This is a genomic window from Nocardia sp. CDC519 (assembly GCF_059509835.1).
This window is the reverse complement of record NZ_CM183377.1, coordinates 546101-558114: the sequence shown is the minus strand read 5'-3', so window position 1 is coordinate 558114 and position 12014 is coordinate 546101. Positions and strand designations below refer to the sequence as shown.

13 protein-coding genes are annotated in these 12014 nt (G+C 67.0%); 2 read left to right on the top strand and 11 right to left on the bottom strand.

Features of this window, described 5'->3' with window-relative positions; translation table 11 throughout:
- Nucleotides 1–4: 4 nt before the first annotated feature.
- The 6 genes from AC5W7N_RS02355 to hsaA form a co-directional block, all read right to left on the bottom strand.
- The gene (locus AC5W7N_RS02355; protein WP_195020541.1) at nt 5–805 is read right to left on the bottom strand and encodes a DUF1460 domain-containing protein; all 801 of its coding nucleotides are present in this window, start codon (nt 803–805) and stop codon (nt 5–7) included.
- Between the two features lie 95 nt (nt 806–900).
- A complete protein-coding gene (locus tag AC5W7N_RS02350) occupies nt 901–1488 on the bottom strand; it encodes a YdeI/OmpD-associated family protein (protein WP_324191366.1) in 588 nt (195 codons plus the stop codon).
- 184 nt (nt 1489–1672) lie between these two features.
- Entirely contained in the window at nt 1673–2266 is a 594-nt protein-coding gene (hsaB, locus tag AC5W7N_RS02345; RefSeq protein ID WP_194991497.1) for a 3-hydroxy-9,10-secoandrosta-1,3,5(10)-triene-9,17-dione monooxygenase reductase subunit, read from the bottom strand.
- 2 nt (nt 2267–2268) lie between these two features.
- Complete coding sequence (gene hsaC, locus AC5W7N_RS02340) at nt 2269–3168, bottom strand: iron-dependent extradiol dioxygenase HsaC (protein WP_194991498.1); 900 nt, start codon at nt 3166–3168, stop codon at nt 2269–2271.
- A gap of 2 nt (nt 3169–3170) precedes the next feature.
- The gene (hsaD, locus tag AC5W7N_RS02335; RefSeq protein ID WP_163814038.1) at nt 3171–4043 is read right to left on the bottom strand and encodes a 4,5:9,10-diseco-3-hydroxy-5,9,17-trioxoandrosta-1(10),2-diene-4-oate hydrolase; all 873 of its coding nucleotides are present in this window, start codon (nt 4041–4043) and stop codon (nt 3171–3173) included.
- Nucleotides 4044–4060: 17 nt separating this feature from the next.
- Nucleotides 4061–5224, bottom strand: coding sequence for a 3-hydroxy-9,10-secoandrosta-1,3,5(10)-triene-9,17-dione monooxygenase oxygenase subunit (gene hsaA, locus AC5W7N_RS02330; RefSeq protein ID WP_163813971.1), 1164 nt, complete (start codon nt 5222–5224; stop codon nt 4061–4063).
- Between the two features lie 194 nt (nt 5225–5418).
- Here hsaA and AC5W7N_RS02325 point away from each other — a divergent pair, with 194 nt between their 5' ends.
- Both AC5W7N_RS02325 and AC5W7N_RS02320 read left to right on the top strand, forming a co-directional pair.
- Nucleotides 5419–6636 (top strand): 3-ketosteroid-9-alpha-monooxygenase, oxygenase component, encoded by a 1218-nt coding sequence (locus tag AC5W7N_RS02325; protein ID WP_163813972.1) that lies wholly within the window; start codon nt 5419–5421, stop codon nt 6634–6636.
- On the top strand, nt 6636–6968 hold the full coding sequence (locus AC5W7N_RS02320; RefSeq protein WP_163813973.1) for a hypothetical protein: 333 nt from the start codon (nt 6636–6638) through the stop codon (nt 6966–6968). The genes AC5W7N_RS02325 and AC5W7N_RS02320 overlap by 1 nt, the downstream gene beginning before the upstream one ends.
- A 175-nt stretch (nt 6969–7143) precedes the next feature.
- On the opposite strand, the gene AC5W7N_RS02315 is transcribed toward AC5W7N_RS02320, so the two are convergent.
- The 5 genes from AC5W7N_RS02315 to AC5W7N_RS02295 form a co-directional block, all read right to left on the bottom strand.
- On the bottom strand, nt 7144–7890 hold the full coding sequence (locus tag AC5W7N_RS02315; RefSeq protein ID WP_163813974.1) for a DUF427 domain-containing protein: 747 nt from the start codon (nt 7888–7890) through the stop codon (nt 7144–7146).
- A gap of 147 nt (nt 7891–8037) precedes the next feature.
- The gene (locus tag AC5W7N_RS02310) at nt 8038–9285 is read right to left on the bottom strand and encodes an MFS transporter (protein ID WP_163813975.1); all 1248 of its coding nucleotides are present in this window, start codon (nt 9283–9285) and stop codon (nt 8038–8040) included.
- A gap of 14 nt (nt 9286–9299) precedes the next feature.
- Complete coding sequence (locus AC5W7N_RS02305; RefSeq protein ID WP_280498746.1) at nt 9300–9836, bottom strand: MarR family winged helix-turn-helix transcriptional regulator; 537 nt, start codon at nt 9834–9836, stop codon at nt 9300–9302.
- A 136-nt stretch (nt 9837–9972) separates the two neighbouring features.
- Nucleotides 9973–10428, bottom strand: a complete 456-nt coding sequence (locus AC5W7N_RS02300; RefSeq protein WP_194992805.1) for a hypothetical protein — start codon at nt 10426–10428, stop codon at nt 9973–9975.
- A 399-nt stretch (nt 10429–10827) separates the two neighbouring features.
- Complete coding sequence (locus AC5W7N_RS02295; RefSeq protein WP_432420910.1) at nt 10828–11925, bottom strand: acyl-CoA dehydrogenase family protein; 1098 nt, start codon at nt 11923–11925, stop codon at nt 10828–10830.
- Nucleotides 11926–12014 lie beyond the last annotated feature (89 nt).

Sequence of the window (12014 nt, the reverse complement as noted above, 5' to 3'; positions counted from 1 at the left end):
GGTACTAGTTCGGCCGCAGAACGAGGATCCCGGGTGTCGAGGCGACGTAATCGCGGAACGGGGTGTCGGCCACCTTGTTGTCGGCGGGCAGCGAGGAGGCGTTGCGGAAGACCGGGCCGTTCGGGGTGGTGACGAAGATGCCGACGTGGGTGACGTCGAGGCCGGGTTGGTCGGCGTAGGCGCCGATGTAGTCGCCGGTGCGCAGGTGTGCGATGACGTTGTCGTCGACGGCGGTGCTGGGGATGTAGCTGATCTCGCGATCTACCACGGGCAGGCCGGGGAGGTAGTTCGAGCCGTCTGCCTTCGCATTCAGGTGTTTGGTCACGGTGAACGTCGGGGCCGGAAGGGTTGCGGTGATGTCGGTGGCGGCGATGCGTTCGGTGTGCGCCCAGTCGGTGAAGAAGTGCTTGCGCTGGGTGAATTCGACGCGGCCGCCGGTGTAGCGGGTGTCGATGAGGTTCGCGATGAACTCCTCGCGAGTGGTGGAGCGGCTGAGTGCTTCGACGTAGTCGAGGTAGGTGAAGCAGTCGACGCGGCGCAGATCGACCACCAGCTGTTCGGGCTCGGTCGCGGATCCGATGAGCATGTTCGCGCCGTACGGGGTGCCGAGGAACTGGCGCGAGAGCACCTCGATCAACTCGCCCTTGCTCTGCGTCGCCGCCCCGGCCCGCACCGCCAGCAGCTCGTCGATGCGGCGCGCGGTGACGTCGTCGACGGCAGGTGCGGCGGCCGCGCCGGGAATCAGCACCGCAGGCCCGCAGACGAGTGCCAGCACGAGCAACAGCGCGCGGACGATGATGCGCAAGAAACCTCCCGGGTCGGTTCAGCACGCGGTCGGTAATCACGGTAGCCCGCCGCGCGCGCTCACGACCGGGAGATGATGGCAGCGGTTCATCCGGTCTACGGTTCGCCGCCGAGCTCCACGAGGATCCGCCGCAACTGATTCTCCCGCTGCACCTGCGTCCCGCTCTTCATCAGGCGCAGCAACAGCGCATACTGCCCGGTGCGATCCAATGCCTCGAACCGCTCGCGCGCGGCCGGCTGCCGGCGCAGTGCCGTCGCGAGATCCTCTGGCACTGTCGCCTCCCGCTGCGAGGCGTAGGCGGCGGCCCAGCGCCCATCGGCTCGCGCCGCCTCGACCGCCGCAAGCCCCGGCGCGCGCATCCGCCCCGCCGCCAGCAACGCCTCCACCTTCGCCACATTGACCTGCGACCAGGGGCTGCGCGGCCGGCGGGGCGAATAGCGTTGCACGTAATGATGGGCGTCGTACCAGCGCCGAATGCTGTCGATCCACCCGTAGCAGAGCGCCCCGTCCAGCGCCTCGCTCAGCGTGATCGTGGTGTCGGGCGCGCCCTTCTTGGCGATCTTCACCCACACCTCCGGAGCACGATCGTGGTTCGCCGCCAGCCAGGCCTCCCACTCCGCCGCATCGGTGCAGGTGATCACGGTGCCGTCCATATCGTCTCCCGGGTCCGTCGGTTCGATCACCACCCATCCTCCGCCGATAAGTGCTCAACAACTGAGCACTTATCGGCGCGGTTTCGGCTGGAACTCGGCGGCTCGGGCGGCGCGACCCGGGAAGCACCGGGTGTCGGGCCGGAAACGACGAAGCCCGGCCGGTTGCTGCGAGCCCGGCCGGGCGAGACGCGGAGGATTCCGCGCGGTCGTGGACCTACAACCAGGTATCCAACGTGGTCGTGGTCAGGAAATGCTCGAGATCCGCCCGCCACGGCGCGGGCACCGTCTTCTCCGGTTCGATGGCGGTGTACTGGCCGCGATAGAACAACAGCGGCCTGCCGGAGGTGGTCGACTCCGACAGGGCCAGCACACGGCCGATCACGATGTGGTGATCGCCGCCGTCGACGACACGGTCCACCGAGCACTGGATGGTGGCCAGCGCGTCGTCAAGGAGCGGTAGCTCCAGCTCTGAGGTGCGCCAGGAGGTTTCGGCGAACTTGTCGGGTTCGCGGGAACCGAAGCGGGCGCACAGTTGCTGCTGCTCTTCGGCGAGGACGTTGGCGCAGAAACGCCCGTTGCGTTCGATCGCGGCCCAGGACCGCGAGCCCTTGGTGGGACAGAACAGCACCAGCGGCGGGTCGAGCGAGAGGGCGGCGAACGACTGGCAGGCGAACCCGATCGGGGCGCCCTCGCCGTCCATAGTGGTGATGACGGTGATGCCGGTGCAGAACTGCCCCAGCACATTCCGGAACTGACGGCCGTCGATCTCCGGGTAATCCTGCGTGGTCACTTCCGCCCCGTCGCTCATCGCTATTTCATCCCTACGGTGAAGTCGTGGCCCCACAGCGAGACCGCGGTCGATTCCCGCGCGATCCACGAGTGATCGTCGACTTCCAGACCCTCGCAACCGAATTCGATATCGAAACCGCCCGGGGTCTTCATATAGAACGACAGCATCTTGTCGTTGATGTGGCGGCCGAGAGTGGCCGACATCTTCACCTTCTTGCGCATCGCGCGGTCCAGGCAGAGGCCGACGTCGTCGGAGTTCTCCACCTCGAGCATGAGGTGCACGATACCGGTCGAGTTCGGCAGCGGCAGGAACGCCAGCGAATGGTGGCGCGGGTTGCAGCCGTAGAACCGCAGCCACGCCGGATCGCCGTCGGCTGGCCTGCCCACCATCTGCGGGGGCAGCCGCATCGAGTCGCGCAACCGGAACCCGAGCACGTCCTGGTAGAACGCCTGCGCGGCGGCGTCGTCGGTGCAGGTCAGCACCACATGGCCGAGGCCCTGCTCTTCGGTGACGAACTTGTGCCCGTACGGGCTGACGAACCGGCGGGCCAGATACTGCGCCCCGTGGAAGGCTTCCAGCGCATTGCCGGACGGATCCTCGAACCGGATCATGTTCTCGACCCGGCGCTCGGCGAGCTCCTCCTTGGTGGCCTCCTTGAACGGCACACCGGCGGCGGAGAGAGCGTCCCGCAGTTCCTGCAGCGCGGGCGCGTCGGTGACTTCCCAGCCGGAGACCTGCAAGCGGTCCTTCTCGCCGGGAACGATCACCAGCCGCGCCGGGAAATCGTCCATGCGCAGGTAGAGGTTGTCCGGGTCGGGGCCGGGCGCTTCCATCATGCCGAGGACCTTGAGCCCGTACTCGCGCCAGGCCGCCATATCGGTGGCCTCGATGCGCATATATCCGAGTGCGCGAATGCCCATGGCTATTTCACCCCGTTCAGGAAATCGGTGGCGAGCCGGTTGAATTCGGCGAACTTCTCCAGCTGGGCCCAGTGCCCGCAGCCACCGAAGACGTGCAGCTGGGCGCGCGGGATCGATTTCAACGCCACCAGCGCGCCGTCGAGCGGGTTCACCCGGTCCTCCCGGCCCCAGATCAGCAGTACCGGCTGACGCAGCTTGTAGGCGTCGCGCCAGAGCATGCCCTTCTCGAAATCGGCACTGGCGAACGATTTGCCCATCGCCTTCATCGCGGCAATCGATTCGGGGGTGCCTGCCGCGGCGAACCGCTCATCGATCAGCTCATCGGTGACCAGGGACTGGTCGAACACCATGATCCGGATGAACGCCTCGATGTTCTCGCGCGTGGGTTCATAGGTGAACTTCGACAGCAGCCGCACACCCTCGGTGGGGTCGGGCGCGAACAGGTTGGTGCTCAGTCCGCCCGGGCCCATCAGGATGAGCTTGCCCGCGCGATCGGGGTAATCGAGCGCGAAACGCACCGAGGTGCCGCCGCCGAGCGAATTGCCCAGCAGATGCACCCGATCGGTGATGCCGAGGGTGTCGAGCAGGTCCTTCAAGGCCGAGGCGCTGTGCACGAAGTACTGCGGATGCTCGGTCGGCTTGTCGGACTTGCCGTAGCCGGGCTGATCCACGGCGATGACGTGGAAGTCCCGCGCCAGCACCGGGATATTGCGGGAGAAGTTCGACCAGGACGAGGCGCCGGGCCCGCCGCCGTGCAGCAGCACGATCGTCGGGCCGTTGCCGACGCCCGCCTCGTGGTAATGCAGTTTCAGATCCGGCCGCACCTGGGCGAACCGGGAAGTGGATTCGTAGGTGAGTTCCACGGTCGAGGTCACTGTGTCTCCTGTGGTCATCACACCATGGTGTCGGTGACGGGCAGTCCGAACTCGCCCGCGCCGTACACCATGTAGGCCCGCTCCGGATCGTTGGCGGCATGCACCCGGCCCGCGTGCGCGTCCCGCCAGAACCGTTGCAGCGGCGTGCCGTTGGCCAGTGCGGTGGCGCCGGAGCTCTCGAAGAGCTTATCGATCGAGGCGATGGCGCGGCCGGTGGCGCGCACTTGGTCGCGGCGGGCGCGCAGGCGCAGATCGAACGGGATCTCCTCGCCGGCCAGCAGATGCGCGTACTCCTCGGCGACATTGCCCGAGAGCTGACGCCAGGCGGCGTCGATATCGCTGGAGGCCTCGGCGATGCGCACCTTGGCGAACGGATCGTCCTTGGCCTTCTCACCCGCGTAGGCCGCGCGCACCCGCTTGCCCTGGTGCTCGACATGCGCCTCGTAGGCGCCGTAGGCCATACCGACGATGGGGGTGGAGATGGTGGTGGGATGGATGGTGCCCCACGGCATCTTGTACACCGGATCGGTGTTCTGCTCGAGGCCGGGCGAGGCCAGATCGTTCATCGTCTTGTAGCTGAGGAACCGGTGCCGCGGCACGAACACGTCTTCCACCACCAGGGTGTTGGAGCCGGTGCCGCGCAGGCCGACGACGTTCCAGACGTCATCGATGCGGTAGTCCGAGCGCGGGATCAGGAAGCTGCCGAAATCGACCGGTCGGCCGTCCTTGATGACCGGTCCGCCGACGAAGGTCCACTCGGCGTGATCGGAGCCCGAGGACCAGGCCCACGAGCCGCTGACCCGGTAGCCACCCTCGACCACGGTGCCCGCGCCCATCGGCGCATAGGAGGAGGAGATGCGGATGTCGGTGTTCTCGCCCCACACGTCCTGCTGGGCTTCCTGGGAGAACAGCGCGAGGTGCCAGTTGTGCACGCCGATGATGCCGGCCACCCACCCGGTGGAGCCGCAGGCGCTGGCGATCTTGCGGACGGTGTCGTAGAAGATCACCGGGTCGGCGGCGTACCCGCCCCACTGCTTGGGCTGCAGCAGCTTGAAGAAGCCGGTCTCTTGCAGCGCCTTCATGGTTTCGTCGGGGATGCGCCGCAGGTCCTCGGCCTCTTGCGCGCGTTCGCGCAACATCGGCAACAGCGCTTCGACCCGTTCGGTCACTTCTTGCGTCATTTCCGGACCTGCTCCTGCCTTGGTTGGTAACCGGTACTCATTTGTCTCTGAGACTAGAACACGTTCTTATTTCTGTCGAGAACCGGTGTTCATTACCGGGTTCGACACGGCTTGTGCAGGAAGTAGCCGCTATCGCTGGCGTGGAACGCGACATTTTTGTAACGTGTTCTAGTACAGAAGGAGGAGGATTCGCGATGGCAGATACCCCACAGGGGAGCGGTGCGAAGGTTCGGGAGCTCGATGTCGGCTCCGCGCCCACCCGGTATGCGCGGGGATGGCATTGCCTGGGTCTGGCCAAGACGTTCCGTGACGGCAAGCCGCATTCGGTCAACGCCTTCGGCACCAAGCTCGTCGTCTGGGCCGATACCGCCGGCGAATTGCGGGTGCTCGACGCCTACTGCAGGCATATGGGCGGCGACCTGAGCATGGGCGAAGTCAAGGGCGACGACATCGCCTGCCCGTTCCATGACTGGCGCTGGGGCGCGAACGGCAAATGCACCTCGATTCCGTACGCCCGCCGCGTGCCGCCCCTGGCCAGGACCAGGAAGTGGACCACCCTCGAACGCAACGGCCAGCTGTTCGTCTGGCACGACCACGAGGGCAACCCGCCGCCGCCGGAAGTCACCATCCCTTACATCAAGGGCCCCTACACCGACGCCGACGGCAACCCGCTAGAGGAACTCAACAGCGACTGGACCGAGTGGACCTGGAACTCGCTGCTGATCGAGGGCGCCAACTGCCGCGAGATCATCGACAACGTCGTCGACATGGCGCACTTCTTCTACATCCACTTCGCCTTCCCGACCTACTTCAAGAACGTCTTCGAAGGCCACGTCGCGACCCAGTTCCTGGAGACCAAGGGACGCCCGGATGTGGGCATCGCGGCCAAGTACGGCGGCGACAACCTGCTCAAGTCGGAAGCGTCGTACTTCGGGCCGTCCTACATGATCAACCCGCTGGTGAATATCTACGGCGGCTACGAGATCACGGTCAACCTGATCAACTGCCACTACCCGGTGGACCACGATTCGTTCGTGCTGCAGTGGGGGCTCAGCGTCGAGAAGCCCAAGGGCCTCGACGACGCCACCGCGGCCAAGCTCGCCAAGAGCATGACCACCTTCTTCGGCGACGGCTTCCTGCAGGACGTGGAGATCTGGAAGCACAAGTCCAAGGTCGAGAACCCGCTGCTGTGTGAGGAAGACGGGCCGGTCTACCAGCTGCGCCGCTGGTACGAGCAGTTCTACGTCGACGTCGCCGACGTCACCGAGAAGATGACCCAGCGCTTCGAGTTCGAGGTCGACACCACCAAGGCCAACGAGGCCTGGGAAGCCGAGGTCGCCGAGAACCTGCGGCGCAAGCGTGAGGCCGAGGCCGCCGAAGCGGAATCGAGCGCAGCGGAGGCGGGTGTGTAATGACCGCGACCTGGGCGAAAGCACCCGACTTCGCCGACCAACCGGCGCGGCGTGCCGCGGTGGCCGCCCAGACGGTCGTCGACAAGGCCAGGTACCTGGAGGAGGGGCTGACTCCACTGCGGTGCCAGACCTGCCGGACCGAGGTGCTGGTGCGCAAGAGCAGTTCGCATCAGACCTCGATCCAGTGGACCGGCGACCCCGCCGCCCACTGCCCGGTCTACGCCAAGCTCGCCGAGCAGGGCGCCGGACCGGGACGACCGGAATCCTGCGCCGATCTCGAACGCACCATCAAATGGGCGGTCGACGAAGGGGTGATCGACATCGCCGAGTAGTGGTCGGTGATGAGGACGGGGCGAGGAGTGATCTCCTCGCCCCGTCGTCGTTATCGGGTGCCCGGCCACGCCCTATGTCGCCATCGCCCGTGCAGTCGTGGGTTGTAGCCATCCGGCTCGACGGGCCCAGGCTCGGCAATCGGCCGGTGCGCAGGGCTGTCGCCTGCGGGTGCCGTCAGCTGAACGGAGACTGCGGACGCTCTTGGAGTTCGCCGTCGATGTAGATGTCGACCTTCTCGTTGTAGAAGCAGGCCAGCCCGGCGATTTTCTGACTCTCCGCGACCGGGGTGCGGTAGATCCACGCCAGATCGCGGCGCTCGGTATCTCCGATGCGGATGTTCCAGTAATCGGCGGTGCCTTTGTACGGGCAGCGGCTGTGGGTGTCGGAGGGGTGCAGCAGATCCATCCGGACGTCGGTGAGCGGCAGGTAATACCGTGCGGGCAGGCCGGTTTCGAACAGGATGCGCGGGGCGTTGGAATCGGCGACGGTGACGCCGTCGACCTCCACCCGGATATTGCGCGAGCTGGTGAGGATGTCGACCCGGGAGTACGGGTCGCGCGGGTGGACGTAGACCGGCTCGTCTTCTTCGAACCATTCGTCCATCGCGTTCCAGTCCAGCCGCACCAGCTCACTCAGCTCCGGTGAGCCGAGATAGCGCGTTGCCGCGCCGGGCACGATGGCGCCGTCGACGACCACGTCGTAGCCGGTGCCCTCGCCGCGGTGAATGGATTCGCGGACACTGCCGTTGGGCTCGAGTTTCGCGCGCAGATCGGCGACCGGAATGTAGTAGGTGGGGTAGTAGGGGATCTCCCAGACCAGGGACGGCCGCGTGGTGTCGGCGACCAGCTTGCCGCCGACATAGACCCGCACTCGCTTATGACACGGCTCGATCCTGACCTGTTCCCGCTGCGCTTCGGTCATACCTGCGACGCTACCCCGGCCGCATCAACGCAGGTAGGGCTCGACGCGAAGGCCGGGTGCCGATCGATGACCGGGGAGGTGCGGGAGCCGACAGCGAACAGGCCCCGCCGAGTGGGCGGGGCCTGTGGGTCGGGCGAGCCGAGATCGTCAGTCGCCGACGGTGATCGCCTGCGCCTCGTCGACGCTGTGCGGTGCGGGATCGTGATCGTCGATGTGGGCGAGGGCCGAACGTCCACCGAGCAACACCAGCACGGCGACGGCGGTGCAGGCCGCGCCCACCCAGAACGGCAGCGCGGTGTTGTGCTCGCCGAGCTTGCCCGCCAGCCACGGAGCCGCGGCGCCGCCGGCGAAGCGGACGAAGCTGTAGGCGGCCGAGGCGGTGGAGCGTTCCACCGGCGCGGAGATCATCACGGCCTCGGTGATCAGCGTGTTGTTCACGCCGAGGAACAGGCCCGCGAGCACCACGCCGACGATCAGCACCGGCTTGTGCTCGGCGAACACGGCCATCATCGCGAGATCGGCGGCGAACAGGGCCAGTGCCAAGCCCATCATCGGCAGGGTGCCGAAGCGGCGCTGCAACACCGGCGCGAAGTACACCGACGCCACCGCCAGCATCAGGCCCCAGCCGAAGAAGATGAACCCGATCGCGTAGGTGCCCATATCCAGCGGGAACGGGGTGTAAGCGAGCAGGGTGAAGAAGCCGAAGTTGTAGAACAGCGCGGTCAGGCTCACCGTCAGCAGGCCGCGGTGGCGCAGCGCCTTGAACGGCGCGGTGATCGAGGTGGGCTTGGCCGGCTTCGGGGTTTCCGGTAGCAGCACCACCAGCGAGATGAAGGCGACGGCCATCAGCACCGAGACGCCGAAGAACGGTCCGCGCCAGCTGATCCCGCCCAGCAGTCCGCCGACCAGCGGCCCGGTCGCGATGCCGATACCGAGCGCGGCCTCGTACAGGATGATGGCGCGCGCGACGCCGCCGCTGGCAGCGCCGACGATGGTGGCCAGTGCGGTCGCGATGAACAGCGCGTTACCGAGGCCCCAGCCCGCACGGAAGCCGACGATCTGCTCCACGGTGTTCGACATGCCGGCCAGCGCCGCGAACACCACGATGATGGCCAGACCGGTCAACAGGGTCTTCTTCGCGCCGAAGCGGCTCGACACCACACCCGTGATCAGCATCGCCACGCCGGTGACCAGCATGTAGCTGGTGAACAGCAGCGACACCTGCGACGGCGAGGCGTGCAGCTGCTCACCGATCGGCTTGAGGATCGGGTCGACCAGGCCGATGCCCATGAACGCGATGACGCTGGCGAAGGCGACGGCCCATACCGCCTTGGGTTGCTTGGTCTTCTCTACGGTCGCGGACGCGGCGCTGTGCGTCCTGGTCACGGTTGTCATCGGTGCTCCTTTTGTCATGACCGGGGCCCTGCGTGGTGACGCTTCGCTGCGGCCTCCGGGCCTGACCGCTCATGACTGTGCATTCCTCGGTGTCGGTTCGTGCCGGGCGCTTCGGTGGCCTTCAGTGCGTCCAGCAATGCGGTGAGTTCGGCCTCCAGCCGGATCAGTCGGTCGGTGTCGTAGCCGGGCAGCCGCGCGGCGAGCGCGGTGCCGAAGGCTCGGCGGGATTCGATCAGCCGGTTTCGTCCGGCCGGGGTGAGGGCGACGACCACGGCCCGCGCATCGTCCGGGTCCTTGTGCCGGGTGGCGTATCCGTCCGCGACCAGCTTGCCGATCAGCGCCGTTGCCGCCGGTTGTGAGCATCGATCGATGCGGGCGAATTCGCTGACCCGTAGCTCACCGTGCTCGTCGAGCACCGACAGTGCCCGCAGTTCCGCGCGCGGTGGAAGGGCGTCCCCACTGATCACCCCGGCCAGCCGAGTCAGCCGAGCGGCGTTCACCACGAGATCGACGACGATGTCTTCCGCGGAAACCACGTCACTCGGCTGCACCTGAATATTATTACATAGGCTAACTATCTATTGTTGGTGAGATGAGTCACCGGCAGGGGGAGGGGAAGGGTTCCCGCCCGGGCCGCGCCTCAACCGCGCCGGTCCGTCCACGGCGTTCGCCGTAGCTGGATCGGTCTCACACCTCGGCAATACCCCGAGGGTTGCGCAAGATACGGGGCATCGGGACGGGCGAGGGTGGAATCAGCTCCCGCGGGATTATCGGCATCCGCGGGTAGGCCGGCTTGTATGTTTCGTCGCCGATCATGAGACTTGCCGTCTGGACAATCCAGTTGCCCTCGGCCAATGCGCGCTCCACCGCGAGGAACAGTTGGTACTCGGTCGCCGACGCCAGTTCATCGCCGAACGAACCGTGCGCGGCGTACCGGACGGGTGGCCGGGTGAGATCGAAGGTGGACAGCAGGTCCCGCAGCCGAGACACCACGTCCTTCAACTGTTGCAGGGCGATCGAGCCGATGGTGGCGGCTCGCCGCGCGGCGGTGGCCGCATCATTTTCCGAGGCACGCCAACTTCCCGCGTCTCGCTCCAAGGCGTGCTGGAGTTTCGTCAGCGACGCGATAGCCGACCCGGCCATGCCGACGGGCTCGGGAGCGGGTCGCGCGGGTGGTGGGGCCGGAGGTTCGACCGCATACTGCGGAGTGCCCAAGGTCCTTGCGAGGGAACGGAAACAGTCCGATGCTCCGGAGATGAATTCGGCGAGGGCCCGCGACGCTCCAGGCGGGGGATCGAGGTGCCATGGCTTCGCATCGGGTGGAGTCGGTGGCGGACCGGGTGATGGCGACGGCGTGGGACCCCCGGCCACTGGCCCGACTGTCATGAGCACCTCTCGTCGGCGATTACGAGCTCGTGCCCGCAGTATCGCATCCGAGGCGCGGCGATAGTTTCCCATCGGCGGCACCCGCTACGACCTGCGGAACCGGCTCGGCCGCACCATCAATCGGTGCGGCCGAGCATTCGGTGGCACCCCGCCCGGCTACGCGGACTGCGGTAGCGGCCGGTGTCGGGGCTTGCCGAACAGCAGCCCGTCACCGTGGGCGCGCTTGAAGTGCAGGTGCGCGTCGTGTTCCCAGGTGATGGCGATGCCGCCGTGCAGCTGGATCATTTCGGCGGCCACGGTCGAGTAGGCCTCCGAGCAGTGGCGGCGGGCTACCCAGACGGCCTCGGCGGCCGACGGGCTGTCGGTACCGACGGCGAAGGTCGCGGCGTAGGAGGTGGACTTGGCGGATTCGACCAGCACGTACATATCGGCCATGCGGTGCTTGAGGGCCTGGAAGCTGCCGATCGGGCGGCCGAACTGGACCCGCGATTTCGCGTATTCGACCGTTGTGTTCAGGCATTGTTCGGCGGCGCCGACCTGCTCGGCGGCCAGGGCGGCCCAGGCGATTTCCCGCAACCGGGTGATGATCGGTGCCGGATCGCCGGTGCCGAGCCGGCGCGCGTTCACATTCGTGAAGGTGATCTCGCCGAGCTTGCGGGTGGGGTCCATGGTGGCGGATGCGCGCCGTTCGACGCCCGAGGCCGCCGGATCGACCTCGAACAAGCCGGTTTCGGTGACCACGATCAGCGTGTCGGCCCGACCCGCATCGAGGACGTAATGTGCGGTGCCGCTGAGGCGTTCACCATCGGCGCGCACGCCGAAGCCGGCCCAGCCGTCTGCTGCGGCCCAGCACACGGCCAGGGTCCTCGTCCCCTCGGCGACCTCCGGCAACAGTCGCTCACAGGCGTCCGAATCGCCGGACAGCAGCACCGCCTGCGCACCGAGTACGGCCGATCCGAGCATCGGCACACCGGCGAGCGACCGCCCCAATTCCCCGACCACCAGCAGCGATTCGACCAGGCTCGCCCCGAACCCGCCGTACTCCTCGGGAATGGCCAGCGCCGCGACTCCGACCTGCTCACACAGTGTCCGCCACAGTGCGGCGTCGTAGCCCAGTTCGCTGTCGAGTGCCTGCCGGTCGACAGCGGGGCCACCCTTCTTGGCCACCGCTCCACGCACGGCGGCGACGAGTTCTTGCTGCTCCGGGGTGATCACGCGTTTTCTCCGTTCCGGCTGGTCGGTCGGTGCGCCCATGAGTGCGCGAATTCCGAGGGGAGCGGTCCGACCGAGACGGCACCTGGGCCCTGCTCACCTCGGGCGCACACGGGTGCGATGCGGGCGGT